The 17,096-nt window shown below is 63.1% G+C and carries 14 protein-coding genes, 2 tRNA genes and 1 pseudogene; 6 read left to right on the top strand and 11 right to left on the bottom strand.

From position 1 onward, the window contains the following. Position 1 precedes the first annotated feature (1 nt). The 3 genes from ABC419_RS16380 to lpdA are packed head-to-tail and all read left to right on the top strand — an operon-like array spanning position 2 to position 2,339. Positions 2 to 496, top strand: coding sequence for a hypothetical protein (locus ABC419_RS16380; RefSeq protein WP_412876758.1), 495 nt, complete (start codon positions 2 to 4; stop codon positions 494 to 496). After that, positions 493 to 945 (top strand): hypothetical protein, encoded by a 453-nt coding sequence (locus ABC419_RS16375; protein ID WP_412876759.1) that lies wholly within the window; start codon positions 493 to 495, stop codon positions 943 to 945. The genes ABC419_RS16380 and ABC419_RS16375 overlap by 4 nt, the downstream gene beginning before the upstream one ends. Continuing rightward, positions 942 to 2,339, top strand: a complete 1,398-nt coding sequence (lpdA, locus tag ABC419_RS16370) for a dihydrolipoyl dehydrogenase (RefSeq protein WP_412876760.1) — start codon at positions 942 to 944, stop codon at positions 2,337 to 2,339. The genes ABC419_RS16375 and lpdA overlap by 4 nt, the downstream gene beginning before the upstream one ends. A gap of 181 nt (positions 2,340 to 2,520) precedes the next feature. Here the strand turns inward: lpdA and ABC419_RS16365 are convergent, their stop codons facing one another. Together ABC419_RS16365 and ABC419_RS16360 are read right to left on the bottom strand one after the other, a co-directional pair. Then, positions 2,521 to 2,826, bottom strand: coding sequence for a hypothetical protein (locus ABC419_RS16365; RefSeq protein ID WP_412876761.1), 306 nt, complete (start codon positions 2,824 to 2,826; stop codon positions 2,521 to 2,523). Between the two features lie 70 nt (positions 2,827 to 2,896). Then, on the bottom strand, positions 2,897 to 4,183 hold the full coding sequence (locus tag ABC419_RS16360; protein ID WP_412876762.1) for a hypothetical protein: 1,287 nt from the start codon (positions 4,181 to 4,183) through the stop codon (positions 2,897 to 2,899). Between the two features lie 136 nt (positions 4,184 to 4,319). On the opposite strand from ABC419_RS16360, the gene ABC419_RS16355 reads away from it, so the two are divergent. Further along, positions 4,320 to 4,396: transfer RNA gene (locus ABC419_RS16355), tRNA-Arg, on the top strand. Continuing rightward, a pseudogene (locus tag ABC419_RS16350) lies at positions 4,396 to 4,737 on the top strand (DUF6538 domain-containing protein); the annotation flags it as partial. The gene ABC419_RS16355 and the pseudogene ABC419_RS16350, both read left to right, overlap by 1 nt. A gap of 118 nt (positions 4,738 to 4,855) precedes the next feature. Here ABC419_RS16350 and ABC419_RS16345 read toward each other — a convergent pair. The 8 genes from ABC419_RS16345 to ABC419_RS16310 all read right to left on the bottom strand — a co-directional run bounded on the left by ABC419_RS16345 (position 4,856) and on the right by ABC419_RS16310 (position 14,227). After that, on the bottom strand, positions 4,856 to 5,326 hold the full coding sequence (locus ABC419_RS16345) for a virulence RhuM family protein (RefSeq protein WP_412878289.1): 471 nt from the start codon (positions 5,324 to 5,326) through the stop codon (positions 4,856 to 4,858). A gap of 75 nt (positions 5,327 to 5,401) precedes the next feature. Next, positions 5,402 to 5,581, bottom strand: coding sequence for a RhuM family protein (rhuM, locus tag ABC419_RS16340; RefSeq protein WP_412876763.1), 180 nt, complete (start codon positions 5,579 to 5,581; stop codon positions 5,402 to 5,404). 499 nt (positions 5,582 to 6,080) lie between these two features. Continuing rightward, a complete protein-coding gene (locus tag ABC419_RS16335; protein ID WP_412876764.1) occupies positions 6,081 to 6,617 on the bottom strand; it encodes a PraA/PraB family alkane oxidation protein activator in 537 nt (178 codons plus the stop codon). Between the two features lie 78 nt (positions 6,618 to 6,695). Beyond that, on the bottom strand, positions 6,696 to 9,947 hold the full coding sequence (locus ABC419_RS16330; protein WP_412876765.1) for a TonB-dependent receptor: 3,252 nt from the start codon (positions 9,945 to 9,947) through the stop codon (positions 6,696 to 6,698). 95 nt (positions 9,948 to 10,042) lie between these two features. Beyond that, positions 10,043 to 10,978 (bottom strand): FecR family protein, encoded by a 936-nt coding sequence (locus ABC419_RS16325; RefSeq protein WP_200216515.1) that lies wholly within the window; start codon positions 10,976 to 10,978, stop codon positions 10,043 to 10,045. 69 nt (positions 10,979 to 11,047) lie between these two features. Beyond that, complete coding sequence (locus ABC419_RS16320) at positions 11,048 to 11,575, bottom strand: RNA polymerase sigma factor (protein WP_412878272.1); 528 nt, start codon at positions 11,573 to 11,575, stop codon at positions 11,048 to 11,050. Between the two features lie 135 nt (positions 11,576 to 11,710). Continuing rightward, complete coding sequence (locus tag ABC419_RS16315) at positions 11,711 to 13,894, bottom strand: TonB-dependent receptor (RefSeq protein WP_412876767.1); 2,184 nt, start codon at positions 13,892 to 13,894, stop codon at positions 11,711 to 11,713. 256 nt (positions 13,895 to 14,150) lie between these two features. Beyond that, a tRNA-Arg gene (locus ABC419_RS16310) sits at positions 14,151 to 14,227 on the bottom strand. A gap of 152 nt (positions 14,228 to 14,379) precedes the next feature. Here ABC419_RS16310 and ABC419_RS16305 point away from each other — a divergent pair. Further along, entirely contained in the window at positions 14,380 to 16,158 is a 1,779-nt protein-coding gene (locus ABC419_RS16305; RefSeq protein WP_412876768.1) for a gamma-glutamyltransferase family protein, read from the top strand. Between the two features lie 14 nt (positions 16,159 to 16,172). Here ABC419_RS16305 and ABC419_RS16300 read toward each other — a convergent pair whose 3' ends face one another. Continuing rightward, a complete protein-coding gene (locus ABC419_RS16300) occupies positions 16,173 to 17,030 on the bottom strand; it encodes a lipid A-modifier LpxR family protein (RefSeq protein ID WP_412876769.1) in 858 nt (285 codons plus the stop codon). Positions 17,031 to 17,096 lie beyond the last annotated feature (66 nt).

Below are 17,096 nucleotides of genomic sequence, written 5' to 3'. Positions count from 1 at the left end.
GATGAAGCGCAGCGCGGCTATAGCTCTGACGATAGCCGCGCTGTTGGCGGCAGGCGAAACCAACGCCTGTACGCTTCTCCCTCTGAACTTCACCTTCCTTACCGCCCCCGCAGCATTCGAAGCTGAGGTCGCCGAAGTTCGACGGGTGCGGCCCAGAGAGTGGGAAGAAGGCATGGGTCCCGTGTACGTGGCCAATTTTCGACTTACTGGTCCTGCCCGCTTACGAACCGTGCCAAGCTATCGCTGGGCTACGAAGGATGATTGCGGACCGATTTTCCCCGTGAAGGAAGGTCAACGCGTCTTGCTGCTACTCGAAGCTGATCCAGCGGAAGCCCAACGTCTCTTCGCCGAGATCATCACGCCCTCCCATGGCGAAGATCCACCCGCGCTCGCCCCCATGGACGGATCAGCTTATCGCGCTCCCATGGAAGTGTATCCGTACACGAACGATCTCTCCAGAATTCAGAATCTCCTAGAGCGCTATCAACGCGAATGACCCAGCTTCTGAAAACCAAAGTTCTAATCATTGGGTTCGCCCTCGCCGCTCTCAGTGCGACCTCCGCCTGGGCCTGCATTCCTGAGCCTCCGCCTCACTGGCCTTCGCTTCTGCGCGCCGATGGTCCAGCACTCTTCATCGGGCGCGTGACCACGGTGGAGCGACTGCAGGAACCTCGTCGCACAGCGACCCTGGAAATCTCGGAATCCAAGGCCACTATCGAGCGTCTGGAAGCGATCCAAGGCCAGCCCAAGCCGATCTATGCCCTGACGGCAGCCGAGAGCGTTCGTCGCCTTGGTGACTACGCCGATATGGTCTGCGTCGATTTTCAGCGCGTGAAAGTCGGCGACCTCGTGCTCGGGATGGAAACCCCGAACGGCGCCGTACGCCTTTTTGAACCGCAGCAAATTCCTCCTGAATTCACCTCTCGCATTGAGGCCTATCGTTGACCCAGACCCTGAAAACCAAAGTCCTGATCATCGGCGCCGGAACCGGCGGCTATGTCGCAGGGATCCGTTGCGGCCAGCTGGGGCTGGAGACCGTGCTGGTGGACGCGTCGCCGGGCCTGGGCGGCACCTGCCTGAACGTCGGCTGCATCCCGTCCAAGGCCATCATCCACGCGGCGGGCAAGTTTGAGACGGTAGCCAAGGCCGCCGGCGACGGCACGCTGGGCATCACCGCCTCGACCCCGGCCATCGACCTGTCGAAGACGGTCGAGTGGAAGGACGGCGTGGTCAAGAAGCTGAACGCCGGCGTCGCCGCCCTGCTGAAGAAGGCCAAGGTCAAGGTCATCAAGGGCTGGGCCGACTTCTCGGACGCCAAGACCTGCACGGTGAAGACCGACGACGGCGACATCCGCATCACCGCCGAACACGTCATCCTGGCCACGGGGTCGGAGCCGGTCGAACTGCCCTTCCTGCCCTTCGGCGGCGACGTCATCTCGTCCACCGAGGCCCTGAGCCTGCCGGAAGTGCCGAAGAAGCTGGTCGTCGTCGGCGGCGGCTACATCGGCCTGGAGCTGGGCATCGCCTTCCGCAAGCTGGGCGCCGAAGTGGCCATCGTCGAAATGGCCGAGCGCATCCTGCCGCTCTACGACAAGGCCCTGACCGACCCGGTCGCCAAATGGCTGGAAAGGCATGGAGTTAAGTTGCTGCTCGGCGCCCGCGCGGGCGGGTTCGGGGACGGCAAGCTGAACGTCACCGACAAGGACGGAAACCCGATGCAGCTGGACGCCGACAAGGTGCTGGTCACCGTCGGCCGCCGCGCGCGGACGAAGGGCTGGGGCCTCGAGAACATGGGCGTGGCCATGAACGGCCCGTTCGTGAAGATCGACAATCGCTGCGCCACCAGCATGAAGAACGTCTGGGCCATCGGCGACCTGACCGGCGAACCCATGCTGGCGCACAAGGGTTCGGCTCAGGGCGAAGTCGTCGCCGAGATCATCGCCGGACATGATCGCGTGTTCGACCCGACCACCATCGCCGCCGTCTGCTTCACCGAACCGGAGATCGTCTCGGCGGGCCTCGGCCTTGATGACGTGAAGGGCCGCGATGACGTGATCCAGGCGGTCTTCCCCTTCGCCGCCATCGGCCGCGCCCTGGCCATCGAGGCGGGCGAGGACGGCGGCTTCGTCCGCGTCATCGCCTCGAAGACCGACCACCGCCTGCTGGGCATTCAGGCCGTCGGCCAGCATGTGTCGGAACTGTCCAACAGCTTCGCCCAGATGCTGGAAATGGGCGCGGTGCTGGAAGACGTGGCCGGCACCATCCACGTCCACCCAACCCTGGGTGAAGCCTTCCACGAGGCGTCCCTGCGGGCGCTGGGACACGCCATACATATCTGAGGGCGCTATCGCTCGCGACGCGGTCGCTCGCTGCTTGAGCGCAGTTGAGCAGGCCGCGATCGTCGGCCCTTCGTGACCTCCCGACCCGACGCGGCCTGGGGGGCTTTACCCCACTCGAGGCAAGAAAAAGGGGCCGTGCGAACGACATCGCGCGGCCCCTTCGTGTATCTGGCGTTCGTCGTCAGTGCTTGGCGGGAACCCGCGTGTCGGTGGCTGGATCGACAGCGCCGGGGCGGCCCTCGGCGGCGGCTTCAGCCTGTTTGTCTTCCAGCTTGTCGGCGACCTTGCCCGCGCCTTCCTCGACCGCCTGAGCGGCCTTCATGGCGCCGGACTCGACGACTTCGCCCGTCTGGGCGGCGACGTCTGCGGCCTTGTCGCCGGCGGCTTCGGCGTTGGCCTCGGCCTTCTGCTGTTCAGCCTGGGTGCAGGCCGCGGCGCCGAGCGCCAGAACCGAGGCGGCGGCGATGGTCAGGATACGAAGACGCATGGGTGAAAGCCCCTCTTAGATTTTGAACCTTGGCGTTAACGCGTCGGCCCGCTGCGGGTTGCGCGCCGCGTCAGTCCAGATCGACCGGCAGAGTCTGGCTGGCCAGCAGCCGCTCCGTTGTCTTCCAGTGGTCCGGCCCCTGACGCTCGACCCAGGCCTGCACCATGTCGCGGCCCAGGCCGTAGTTGATGACATAGGAGCGATAGGTCTCGATGAAGTTCAGCCGCTGCGCCGCCCGGTCGCGCGCGACGAGGTTGTATTTCTGCAGCTGGTCCAGCGCCGTGTCGCGGTCGATGCGCCCGGCCAGATAGTCGTCGGCCACCGTATATTCCGCCCGCGCCAGCTCGCGCGTCAGGGCCAGAAGCTGGGTCTGCGCCTCGGCCGTCGTCGGGTCCAGCCCCGCCAGCGGATACAGCACGCGCGCCTCGAACTCCGTGCGCTCATGGCCGGGGAAGGCCAGGTCGATGCCGTAGTTGGCGCTGCCCTCGGCGATGAAGGACATGGGGCTGAACAGCGGATAGACGCTCATCTCGACCCAGCCCTTGTCCTTGACGAAGGTCTGCTCCAGCAGGGCGTTGTAGACGTGGTGGCCGGGATAGCCTTCGTGGCAGCCCAGATCGACCGCACGGTCGATGTAGATGGGCAGGTCGGTGTTCACCTGGATCAGGCTGAAGGCGCCGCCCTTGAACCAGTTGTAGCCGGACCACGGCTTGTCGTTGACGAACTCCAGCGTGAAGGTTTCGCCTGCGGGCAGGGCCATATGGCGCTCGGTGCGCGCCTTGCACTCGGCGATGGCCGCGCGCATCACCGTATCCAGCCGGTCCTTGGGGATGACGTAGCGGGCGCGGAAGGCGGCCACTCGTTCCGCCAGCGGCCCTTCGCCGGGAACCAGGGCGTCGATGCGCGCCAGAACCGGATCATAGGACGACAGCGGCCGCAACTCCGGCCGGACCCCGAACAGGGCCTCGGCCTCGTCGGCGAACCCCAGCTTCTCGCCCTGCAGCATCCGCAGCCGCGCCGAGGCGGCTGAGACGTGGGCCAGAAGATAAGCGCGGCGCTGGCGGCTCTGGTCGTCCAGTCCCCGTTCGGGCAGGGCCTCAAGGCGTCGGGTCAGGGCGGCCGCGCCTTCGGCCAACTGGGGCAGGGCGCGCGGATTGGCCTTGGCCGCCTCGGCCCATTCGGCGGGGCCGTAATAGGCGTCGACATAGCCCGGCTCGCGCTCGCCGATCTCCAGCGTCAGGGCGACATAGTCGCGCGCCACGGCGTCCAGGCTGTCGGCCGTCGGCTTCGGCGATGCGGCGCAGGCGGCCAGCAGGACGGCGGCGCCCGTCAGGGCGGCGATGGTGGTGACGCGCATGGAGACTCCCTCTCTTTGGCCGTGACGCTAGGCTCTTGCATTCCTCTCGCCAAGAAGCGGCTGCGGAAACAGATCAGGGATTGAGGCGATCCGGCCCATGCTGTAAGCACCGCCGTCCGGCCCTCGCGCCGCAGACGCACCCGTAGCTCAGCTGGATAGAGTACTGCCCTCCGAAGGCAGGGGTCAGAGGTTCGAATCCTCTCGGGTGCGCCATCTCTCCCAACATCGCTGAAAACGCTGCGGAATTACCGTCCGCACAACCGTTTCCGCACGATGTCTACACAAACCGTCTACACAATCCGACCGACTGTCAGCGGCTAAACCCTTCTGATCGTTGGGATAAACGTCGAAACGGCGTCTACACAAAACGTCTACACATTGTTCGAACGCATCTCGTTCGGAAACGCGATCAGATTCACTATCGACGCCGCGTGCCGGAGCCCCTTCAAGGCATCATCGGGAAGAAAGAAATCTGGAGATCGTTAGGGACGGACAGCCCGACGGTGGCCAAGCGTCGCGCCTTACGAGTCGCCGCCCAGATCGAGCACGAGTTTGAAATTGCCCGTTCAAGGGTGGGCCTGATCGTTGATCCGATCATGCTCGAAGCGTTCACCGAACCAGTGCCGCTCGCATCGACGCCAGCCATTGTCGAGACGGAAGCCTCGACCGGCATCACGCTCGGCGATCTCTACGACGCTTATATGGATGATCCGACGCGGGATTGGTCGCCAACGACGCGGATGGCTTATCAGACGACCAAGCGGCTCGTCGTGGCGATCCTCGGCGCAGACACGCCAGCGCGCTCCATCGCCCGTAGATGTCGCGACATGATCGAGGCGCTGCGCCGGCCGCCTCGCAACACTTCCAAGCTGCTCCAAAGCTCTCCCCTGTCGAGAAGGCCAAGGCGAGGGCCGCACTGACCGGATCAACACCGCCAACATAAACACCTACCAGATCGCGGCGCTGAAAGAAGCCATCGACCGCGCCAGGTTGATTCAGGCGGCGGTCATGCCACTTGTCGTATTTCGCCTGAGCTTTGATCTTCGCCATGTCGGCGGAGACCCGACCTGCATGCTGGAGGATGTCTCGATCCCCCAATCGCGGGAAGTCGTCCAGCTTCGCAATCCAGCCGCGCATGGTCATCGGCTTGCGGGCCAGCAGTTCCTCTGAATAGTCGGCCCCGGAGTCTTTCATCCAAGCGTCGTCCATGACGAAGCCCTAATTCAGGGACTCCGAAAGGCTATTCGTCGCCCGACACCGGAACTGGGCGCCACGCGGGGAGCGGACCCTGAAACCGATCGCGAGGATCACAGGCAGACTGCAGTGAGCGATCTGGCGAGTGAGGCTGCGCTCGCCCTTGGTTTGAACTATTGAGCAATCTTCAATAGTTGCCCGCAACTGCCCCCATCACCGATTATCCCCATGATAGACTTGTTAATACTTTACACAAGGACATCGAACAAGTCGCCCATGCAGAAACGCCCTTATCTTTCGCTTGGATCGCCGAGTGATCACCTCTGTAGTGTAGATTATAATACTCCACAACATCTTCCAACTCGTCATATGACCGTCAATCACGAATCTAATTGGTTACGAATTATTTTGCATGAAGTTGTTCGTTCTGGTGATATGGCGCGCCAACTCTCCTTTCAATGACTTGGCTCTTGAGGATGTGGCAAGCGGATCTCCCATTACAGGTGCTCGCATCAATACGTCTTCCGTACGTGAGCGACGGCGTCTTGTTGAAATGGCGATGGCCCAGAAGAGGCGGGCTCAAAAAAAAGGCCGGACGATATCGCCCGGCCAGGTTGGTTTAGGAAACAATAGAGAGAAGATCATCCCGGCAGGACGTCACGGCGGCTCCGCCGAGATGATCCCAGAGCCGCGTCAATCAAGGCTAGAGCCGCAACTCGCCGGTGGTTGGCGCATCCGGCGTAATGGTCAGATCGCCAGTGACCGTGCAGGGAAGAGGCGTGCCGGTGACCGTGGCTACAGGATTGGTGCCAATGCGGTTGGGCCCCTTTGCGCCCCAGTACAGCGTCAGCGTGGCGCCCAGTGTGCCTGCACAGGTTCCGGCCCCGGCTTGGATATTGACCGGGAAGCTGATGTCCACTTCATCGGAGCCCGGCGTGAACGGGCCGTGGCTGATGGGAACATCCGGCGGGGGCGGAGCTAGAGGGCGGATCAAGCTTCCGCACAAGGGATGATCGCCGGGGCCGAAGACCAGGCTGGTGATAAAGGCGTCGCCATTACTGTCGACACGGATTTTAGCAGTAACATTACACACAACGCCGTCAATGGTCTGGTACAGAAGAAGGGGCCCCTGAGCCGTGTAATTTCCAGGAGCCGTCTTGAAATTTCCAGCCAAAACGGGAGACGCGCTCAAAATTGCAAGAGCTGCAACCGAAGACATTACAGAAAACAACTTAGTCATAAGTTTTTCCTCTGCGTTATGGGGTCAGATAATTCTGATATTTTATTGTTTCTTTAATTACAACCTTAAGTCAATAAATTAAAATGACCTAGAAACACTAAACCCAAACACCCTTGGATCCAGCGTAAAGACATTTGTCGTCAACATCGTATCATCACTATTGGTAAACGCGTCAACTATGGGAGAATCATCGAACACGTTCTTTACATATGCACTTACAACTATGCCACTTGATTGATTTTCCAAGGATATGGATATGTTCGCATTTCCCCAAGACTCCAATCTGTCATATTCCGTATTATAAACACGGAAATAGCTCTCGGCCTGCCTGTAGTAATCCCCCCTCAGGGTGATGGAATTTTCACCAACATCCCATACGTACTCAGCGCCGATATTGGCCGTCCAACGAGGAGAGTTCGGCAATTCGTTTCCGCTGAGGTCAGCCAGGAAACCTCGCCCGTTATTGGGAGCGTCCGTCAGAGGATTGTAGGTGACCCCATACAGGGACCAGAATGGCGTTCCGCCGGTGAAATTGGGATCGAACGAACCGTAGTTTTTGGATCCGCCGCACAGAACCTGAAGCGATAATTGCTTCAGCCCTTCCGTATAGGCGCTGCTCACGATCTTCTCGACAATGGCGGTTGGAGCGATGCAGTTGGACGGCACCTGCACCCAGGGACGCAGGACCATCCAGTCCTTATTCCCCTGCGTACGGTTCATCACGTCGATAGAACCGGCGCCGTCGCCGATACGCGTTCTCAGATAGCCGAAATTACCATCCAGCCTAAAGCGCGGCGTCACCTGATAGGCGACTTCCAGCTCCAGCCCCATGCTTTCCGCATCGAAATTCTCGTTCAGCGAGATGCGATCGGTGATCTGGGACACCTGATAGTTGGTGTAGTCATAGTAGAAGGCCGTAGCGTTGAGGCGCAATCTCCGGTCCAGGAGATTGCTTTTCACGCCGATTTCATAGGCGTTGAGGAACTCGGGCTCAAAGGTCGAGGACTGCGGCAAGTATTGCACGACCCTCGGGTCGAGGCCCGCTCTAGGCGGGTTGGAACCGCCGCCCTTGTATCCCCTGGCGTAGGAGGCGTAGGCCATCAAATTCTCCGACGGCTTCCAATCCAGAACCAACCGTCCGGACATTTCGCCCCAGGACTGCTCGACATCGGGCAGGGGTATGAAGCCGCGAGAATAGGATCCACCGGTCAAGTGACCGTAACCCAAGAGATCCCTGGTTCCGAGCAGCAGCTGGGTAGGGTACGGCGTCGTCGTCTTGCTGTCGTCCGTGTACCTAAGCCCCGCCGTCAGACGAAATTCATCAGAAACATCGACATAGGCCTCGCCAAATATGCCGTAGGATTCAGTAGTGACCTCATTTTTACTTCTAAAATAATTATGCCCATCACCAACCAATTCGCTCATTGGTGATTCATCGACATATACGCACTCATTGGCGCGACCATCAACACACTTTGTTGAGGCGTTCCCGGTCTTGTTGTAAAAATACTTTGCTATAAAACTAAATACATTATTGAATACATAGTAGTCATCTTTTGTATCAAATTTTAAATAGTTGGCTCCAATATTGAAATTAAATCTTCCATCAAAATCAGATTGCAGCCTTATTTCTTGGAATAATTGTTCATTATCAGATTTGCTCAAATCCGCCGAAACCATTCGCTTTGATGGTCCGAGTTGCGGGTCCGTAAAAACACCATCAGGCGCAGCATTGTAAATTGTTTCATGCACCCTCATCGGCCTGCCAAATATATCGACGTAATCATTATAGTCGGACTTACTGAAAACTTCATTTGAGACATATCTCATGTAGTCCTGAGTTGACCAGTAATAATCTTTTGCATAAGTCGTTTGCGAAGTGAATTTTAAATACGTAGTAAAATCATACTCTAAATTAAACTGATAAATATCATTACTTGCTCTGAATTTTGGATCGTAGCTGGTTGAAATTTCCCGCAGATCTCTCGACTGAACAATGCCGTCATAGGGGTTTGTCCCTGAAGCAATGCCTTGAATGATGGTGCGCCGACCATTCACGATCCGATAGCCGTGGGCGACGTTGCCCGCCGCCCATATCTGAGCCATGCCCGTGCCGTTCGGCGTGCCGTAGGCTTCATCCTTGAACAAACTGCCCGGCTGGCACCCCTGACTGAGTATGCCGCGCAGATAGGTGCTGGTGAGGGCGTAATTTCCCACCTGCGTCGGCCCCGGATCGGTCGTGCACAACTGCTTGCCGGTCCGGGCGCGCGTGTCGTCCTCGCCGAAATGCTCCCAGATCAGATTGACGCGAAACCGGTCCGTCGGCTCCCAGGCGGCCGAAAGACGCACGGAGTAGAGGTCGCGCCCGTTGACGCGGGTGTCGTTGAAGGTGTTGTGGTCGAAGCCGTCACGCTTGGTCAGGGACGCGGCCGCCCTCACCCAGAAGGTGTCGGTGACCGGGATATTGACCATCATCTGGCCCCGCATCGCGCCGTAGTTGCCGACTTCGCCCTTCAGCATGGCGTCAAAGTCCGGTCGCGGCAGGTTGGGGAACATGTTGACCACACCGGCCGTGGCGTTGCGGCCGTACAGGGTGCCTTGAGGCCCTCGCAGCACCTCCACCCGGTTTACATCCAGATATTCCTGCTCAAACAGACGATTGCGGATAAGCGGCGTGTTGTTGAAACTGACGGCGACAGCCGGGTCGGACGACGCCGACACCGCCTTGGTCCCGATCCCGCGGATCGAGAAGTTGTACATGCTGAAGTTGCCTTTGGAGAAGCTGACGTTCGGGATGGCCCGCATCAGCTCCGAGCCGCCCTCAATCTTCATGGCGTCCAGGTTTTCGGCCGAGAAGGCCGAAACGGCGATCGGCACGTCCTGGATGGATTCCTCACGCTTCTGCGCCGTGACGATGACGTCGGCGACGGTCGTCGTCTCCTGGTCGCCCGTGTCGCGGACGACCTGAAGGTCGTTTCCCCCGGCGTCGCCCTGGCCGGCGCGGACGAGGCGGACGGCGTTGGGGCCGGCGAACTCGGCTCTGAGACCCGTACCCGCCAAAAGACGGTCCAGGGCCTCGCCTACCGGCATATCGCCGGACACGGCCTGTCCTCTCAGGCCCGCTGTCAGGCCCTGGTCCACGGCCACCGAAATGCCGGCCTGGCGTCCGAATTCCAGCAGACTCTGCGAAAGGGAGGCCGAGCGGATATTGAACGACGCCACTGCAGATTGAGCCGCGGCGCCCGAAGGCATGGCCGCGCCAATCACCAGGGCGGCGCAACCGGCCCCCGCAAGCATACGCAGACGCGAAACTCGAGCGCGCAAAACCATAGGCCTCTCCCTCCCAAGAGATGTTAGTTGGGAGGTTAGACGCCGAGCCGGGCGCGCACCCTACCTGCCGCCGCAAGAAATTCTTCAGGTCGCCGTCAGACCGCAGACTTGAGCCTGTCCGCCCGGTCGGCGCGCTGGACCTGGGCGCCCAGCAGGGCGGCCAAGCGCTTCACGGTGTCCTCCCGATCGTCGATCACCAGTCGAAGCGTCACATGACGGCGACCGAAGGCCGGATCAATCACCAGCGGCCGTTCATAGAAACGGTTGACGTCCTGGATCACCTGACTGATGGGCGCATCCTCATAGGTCAGGACGCGTTGACGCCACTCATCGACGGCGTTGGTCGGTATTTCAGAGATAGTCAGCGGCGCGCGCCAAGCCCCTGCATCCTTGATCTGCAGCCGCTGGCCGGCTCGCAACAGAACAGGTTTGCCCTCGCCCGACAGTCGACGGACCTCGACCACCCCCTCCTTGACCGCCACATCCAGATTGCGGTCGCGGCTGCGGACATTGAAGGCCGTGCCGACGGCCCGAACCTCATAGCCGCCGGCCCGCACCAGGAAAGGACGCTCGGCGTCCTTGCGCACCACAAAGGCGGCCTCGCCTGCGTTCAGGTACACCGTGCGCTCTCGCGCGTTGATGTCATAACGCGCACGGGTCATGACGTTCAGGGCGACAATGCTGCCGTCCTCCAGTTCCTGACTGCGCTGTTCGCCGACACGGGTCTGAACGACTGAGCGGTTCAGCGCCCACCAGGCGCCGCCGCCCAGACTGGCTGTCAGACCCAGCACCAGGACAGCCGCGACCGCAGCCCGCCGGGATCGTCCTGCGCGCCGTCTGGGCGCAACGCCCATCTCTCCAACAGCCGAAACCTCGCCCCAGACCTCATGCATGCGGTTGAGCGCGGCCTGATGCACGGGATCGGCCCGCCACGCATCGAAGGCCTGTCGTTCCTCCAGCGCCATAAGCCCCCGGCGCTGGGCGGCGAACCATTGGGCCGCCTCGTGCTCGATATCATCGTCTACAATCATGAACTGGGGACGCTGGCGGCTTGGGAAGGCCGCGGGATAGAACCATAGACGAACGAACAGCGCTACGCCCTACTCGTCAAACCCCCCGGCCTGCATGCCGCGCACCAGTTGCAGCATGGCCGACGACATGTGCTTCTCAACCGCCTTGACGCTGACCCCCATGCTTCGAGCGATTTGAGGATAGCTGAGGCCGTCGATCCGGTGCAGCAAGAAGGCCTCACGACGTCGCTCCGGCATGGCGTCGATGACCTTCAGCGCGCGACGCAATCGCTCATTCGCCAGAAGCACGCGTTCAGGGTCGGGCGCCGGGCAGGGATACTGGGCATAGATCGCCTTGTCCTGAAACAGACTCGCCGCTCGACTGCGGCTGCGTATGCGGTCAATCACCAGGTTCCGCGCAATCCGGAACAACAGATGGGCCGGCGCCGCCACCGGCTCTCGCGACGCGGTCTCGACCAGGCGCAGACATGAGTCCTGGGCCAGGTCCGCCTCATCATCCCGAACCCTGCGGGTAATGGCTCGCAACCCATCTGCGTGCGTCCGACAGGTCGTCTCCAGATCGCGTGAAGCCCTGTCCTGTACTGATTGCTTCCCCATGGCCCCTCCCCGGACCATCGTTCGCTAGACCTTCACCATTCGCCAACTCCTCCGTGCCCGTCAAGATGACAGTTCTGTAAGCACGCCCGCGAATGATCTTGTCGCCGCATCCATAAGCCGGTTCAGCGGACGTTCTCAGAAACGCCGCTGCAATGTCAGGCGGACCGTTCGCCCGATCGGATCCTGAATATCCCGCCCATAGCCGGGCGCGGGCGATCCGTCGCCCAGATGTGCGCCCGGACGTGCGTCGAACAGGTTTTCGACCTCAAGATTCAGCTGCAAGCCGCTGACCTTTCTTCGCGGTGAGGCGTCTTCACCATCCTGTCGAGCGCGCATGGACGATGAGGAAACCTGAAAGCTGACTTTCAGATCCACGCGGGTGAACGGCTCGGTCACCAGATCGCCCGGACCGTCCGCGCCGCTGACGCGCCGCGTAAGGTATCCATCGCGCCAGTTCGCCGATGCGTTGACGCCCCAGCGCCCCCGACGCGCGTCCAGCATGATCCGGGCGTCTTGTCTGGAAACGCCCCCTCCATCCCCCTTCAGGCGATCCAGACCCGGCAGGTTCTCTAGCAAGGCGACCGTATCCCGGATGCGGAAACTATGGCTCAGCGCCACCCTGAGGACGGTCGACTCGTTCTCGCCGACGCGGGTCCGTCGCGGCAGGCTGAAGTTCACGCTGCTAGTCACGCCTTCCGTCAGGCTGGAGCTCAGGTTCATCGGTCTGTAGTCGATGCTGATCAGCCGTCCGGCGGCGTCCCGCTGAAACCGCTCCGGAAACGCCGCCTCGACGTCCTCCGTCAGATCCGGCAACGAGCCGATCCCATCGGTGGATTCAGCGCGATGATAGCCAAAATTTCCGGACAGACTCCAGGAAGAAAAGGGCCCCAGGCTGGCCGTCAGGGCCAGGCGGCGTGATCGCGGCGGCAGCAGGTCAGGGTTGCCGCCCAAGATGGGCGCGATCTCGACCGCCTCCCCGGTTCGGAAATCAAACACCACCCTCGGCGCGCCGTAGTAGATGGGCTCGAACCTCTGAATATCCGAGATGCTGTCGCTCGAAGTCGACCACACGCCGTTCAGGCGCACGCCCTTTCGCGGCGTCCAGGCCAGGGCGCCGTTCAACTCGTCGCCGCCTCCACCGCTGGTTTCTCGAACACTGGCGCCAAACGTCGCCTGCAGGTCGCCGATCCAACGTCCAGCCGCCGCGTCAGGGTTGGCCTTCAGCAAAGGAATCGTCACCGAGCCTCGCCCTTCCCGGGTCTGGAAATCGGTCGTCGTGTGAATCCGATCCCGATCGATGATCGAACGGCTTTCCATCAGATTGCCATTCAGGTTCGCGACGATCGGCCCGATCGGCAAATCCATCAGAGTTCGACTGGCGGTGGCGTTCAGCCCCAGCGAGCGGTTCTCATTGCGCGTATCCGTAAAGCCGTCTTCCCGAGCGCGTGAAGCCTGACCGGTCAGGTTCGCCTGCAGACTCCAGCCGGCCATGAAGCCGCTAAGGCCGACCGACCCGCCCAGACTGTCATTCCGTCGGCGGCTCTCTACGACGCCTTCGCTGAGGCGCGCGACGGAGCGCGTGTTCCGGGTCTGACCGTTCAGGCTGAAAACGGCGGACCACTCGCCCAAGGCGCGCGTCAGATTGACGTTAGCGGAAACCAGATCGGCGCGAGGGCGCAAGGTGATCGCGCCCGCTTCGGGCCCTTCGCCAGGCAGATTGCGATCCCGCTCATCGGCTCGCAGGGCGGTATCATGCGAGACTCGAAGGCCCAGTTGATGGGTGTTCTCGTCGGCAATAGCCGATCGGCGCATATCCCCTGACAGAGAGGACGTCCCGCCCTGTGTCGGGCGCGACCCCGCCACACGGCCATCGTAGCTGGCGAAGCGTCGTTGCAGAACCAGATTGACAACCCTTTGGCCGGGCGCGCCGCCATAGAGCGCCGCCGCCTCGGGCGGCAGAACTTCCGTCCGCATCAAGGCGTCAGGCGGGAAACCGTAGAAGACGCCGGGATTCGCCACCCGCTTGCCGTTGATGATCACCATCGGCTCTTCGCCGACACCGAGCGTCTCGCCCATGCGCTTCAGGACTTCGCCGATATCCCAGGCGCCGAGCGCGTCGATCTCGGCGCCGTCCAGTTCGATGTCGGGCGGTACGCGCGCGGCCCCTCGGCGACCGCGAACTTCGATGTCGTCCACCCGCACCGGGTCGTCGAGATCCTGTACTATCGACTGACCGACAACGCGGCTTGCGACCGGCGTACGCCCCGGAGCCTCTTCCTGCACAAGGACGACCAGACTGGCGAACGGCAGCCACAGCATCGCGTACTCCGTCGTATTGCGACGCTTACCGTATCTTCAAAAATGTCAACTGGACAGACCGCCAAACATCAAGACGCACCCGATCCTCAGACAGACCGGCTGAGCAACACGCGTGGCGAAAGAGGTCGATATGCAGCCGCCGACGGCGCCCGCATGCTGGAGCGGCGCGAAAGGCAGCCGCCGACCGTCAACTAGCGGTCGCTGCGGAGAACGCGCCACGGCACAGGTCAATGTACTGGTTCGAGAAAGAGAAAGATGGCGCACCCGAAGAGATTCGAACTCCTGACCCCCAGATTCGTAGTCTGGTGCTCTATCCAGCTGAGCTACGGGTGCGCACTGCCTTGCGGGCAGGGCCGGGTATCTAGCGGGTCGCTTCGGGGCTGGCAAGCAGGTTTTCTCAGAAAATCTTGAGAAAATGCGGGGTTGGCCTCGGGGGGCTGCGAGCCTAGGCATAAAGCCTCCCTGTAATGCCTCGGAGTGCTTGAGTGCGCGCCTTTTCCTTCTCCCATCTGCGTCCTGCACGCAGGATTTCCTCTCTCACAGCCGGGACGGCGCTGGCGGCCCTGTTGCTGACGGGCTGCGCGACGACGACGGAAGGGGTTCGGGCCGAGGCGGCGCCGGTTCCGGCTGAGGCGCCGATCGGGGCGCAAGCGTCCGTCGCCAGAGGACCGTTCGTGTCGGCGGCCAATCCTCTGGCGGTCGAGGCGGGGATGAAGGTGCTGGCGCGCGGCGGTTCGGCCGTGGACGCGGCGGTGGCCATCCAGGCGGTGCTGGGCCTGACCGAGCCGCAGTCCTCGGGTCTGGGCGGCGGCGCCTTCATGATGTTCTATGACGCCGAAAGCAGCGCCGTCACCGTTTATGACGGGCGCGAGACCGCGCCGGCCGCCGCCACGCCCGAGCTCTTCTATGAGAACGGCAAGCCTCTGGCGTTCGGGGATGCGGTGTTGAGCGGGCGCTCGACCGGGGCGCCGGGCGTGGTGCCCATGCTGGCCCTGGCCCAGAAGCAGCACGGCGCCCTGGCCTGGTCCGAGCTGTTCGGCGACGCCGAAACGCTGGCGCAGGACGGCTTCATCGTCAGCCCGCGGCTGGCCGGCATGATCAACGGTTCAGCGCCCCAGGCGAAGACGCGCTGGGCGACCGAGTATTTCACCAAGCCGGACGGCGCGCGCTATCAGGCGGGCGAGACCCTGCGCAATCCGGCCTACGCCGAAACGGTGCGCCGCATCGCCCGCGAGGGCGCCGCCGCCCTGCAGCAGGGCCCGCTGGCCGAGGCCATCGTCGCGGCCGTGAACGAAGGCCCGCGTCCCGGCGCCCTGACCACCGCCGACATCGCCGGCTATCGCCCCGTGGTGCGCGAGGCCGTGTGCGGTCCCTACAAGATCTACACCATCTGCGTGCCGCCGCCGCCGTCCAGCGGCGCCTCCATCCTGGAGCTGCTGGCCATGGCCGAGCAGACGCCGGACATCGACAAGGGTCCGCACAGCCCCGAGGCCTGGGCCGCCTTCGGCCAGTTGCAGCGGCTTATGTACGCCGACCGCGACCGCTATTTCGGCGATCCGGCCTTCGTCTCCGTGCCGGTCGCGGGCCTGCTGGACCCGGCCTATGTGGCCGAGCGCGCGGCCCTGGCGCCGGCCTTGCGCGGCGCGGCGCCCTATGGCGTGCCGGCGGGGGCGCCGAATGTCGGCGCGGACGCCACGCGCGAACCGGCGGGCACCTCGCACCTGGTCGTGGTGGATGCGAAGGGGGACGCCGTCAGCATGACCACTACGGTTGAGAGCCTGTTCGGTTCGGGCCGTATGGCGGGAGGCTTCTTCCTGAACAATCAGCTGACCGACTTCTCCCTGGTCCCGACGGCGACCGACGGCACGCCGGCGGCCAACGCCGTGGCGGCGGGCAAGCGTCCGCGCTCGTCCATGTCGCCGGCCCTGATCCTGGATCGCGAAGGACGGCTGATCGGCCTGCTGGGCTCGCCGGGCGGCTCGTCCATCCTGGCCTATAACGCCAAGGCCCTGATCGGCGCCCTGGCCTGGGGTCTGCCGCTGCAACAGGCCTTCGACCTGCCGAACCTAGTGGCCAAGGGCGACGGCTTCGGCGCCGACACCGAAGGCTTCCCCGAGGCGGTGCGCGACGGCATGGCGGCGCGCGGCGTCGAGCTGCGGCCCAATACGACCGAGACCTCGGGCCTGCATGGCGGGCTGTGGCGGAACGGGCGCTGGGACGGGGCGGCCGACAGCCGCCGCGAGGGCGTGGCGCGGACGCAGTAAGGGGGCGAGGTCGCCTAGCGCGGCGGGCGGATCGTCAGTTGGAAGGCCACCAGACCTTCCGACACATCGGTCCTGATGCCCTGATAGCCTCGCAGGCCCTTGGCCTCGATCTCGCGATAGACGACGCCGAAGGCGCTCTGCACCGCGCCCCGGCGATAGGCCACGCCGATGGAGGCGTCGCCCAGATAGGTTCCGGCGTCTTGGCTGACGCCCGAGCGGGCGAAGTCGCCGTCGCGCGTGCGGGCGAAGTTGTAGCCGACCGCCCGCTTGGAGCCTGCCGCGTACAGATACCAGCGCGGCCGTTCGCCGAAGGCTTCGTCGCCGTTGGGGGCCAGGCGGTCCAGATTCTCGCCGATACGCAGGGTGGCGCCCGCCTCGGCCGAGGGGCCGTCGCTGCCGACGCCGAAGCCGGCGTGGGGCGTCAGCGACACCTCCAGCCCTGAGGCCGTGCGGCCCTTGGCGGCGGTCCAGCCGCGCGTATAGGTGACGTCATAGCTCTCGCCCGAGAAGGCGGCGGGGTCGAAGGCGCGCGGCGGCGCGGGCGAGCCGTCGGCGCGGCGCAGTTCGCCTGTCGTGGTGATCCGCAGCCGGTCGGTGAAGCCGTCGCCGGCGAACCAGGCCTCCTGGCGCAGCTCGCCCTGATCGGCGCTCAATCGGGCGACATCGTTGAACTGCACCGGGGCGCCGAAGGCGGCGTCAGGTTCCGCTGTGAAGGGCAGGCGGCTGTCCAGCCGGGCGGCGGCGTCCTCGAACCGGACGGCGTCGCCGCCCCGCGCGGCGATGGGGCCTTCCGCCACGGTCTGCGGCATGGCGAAGGCGGCCGTCGGCGCGACCGCCGCGATGATCCATCCTGCCCATGCCATCCGACGCATCAACGGTGCCTCCCGATCCGTTAACGCCCCCACTGTGCACGAACGCCGGGGAACCGCAACGGACTC

This window comes from Brevundimonas phoenicis, assembly GCF_047237745.1.
Classification (GTDB): domain Bacteria; phylum Pseudomonadota; class Alphaproteobacteria; order Caulobacterales; family Caulobacteraceae; genus Brevundimonas.
The sequence above is the reverse complement of the archived record's forward strand: the minus strand, read 5'-3'. Positions and strand labels throughout refer to the sequence as shown.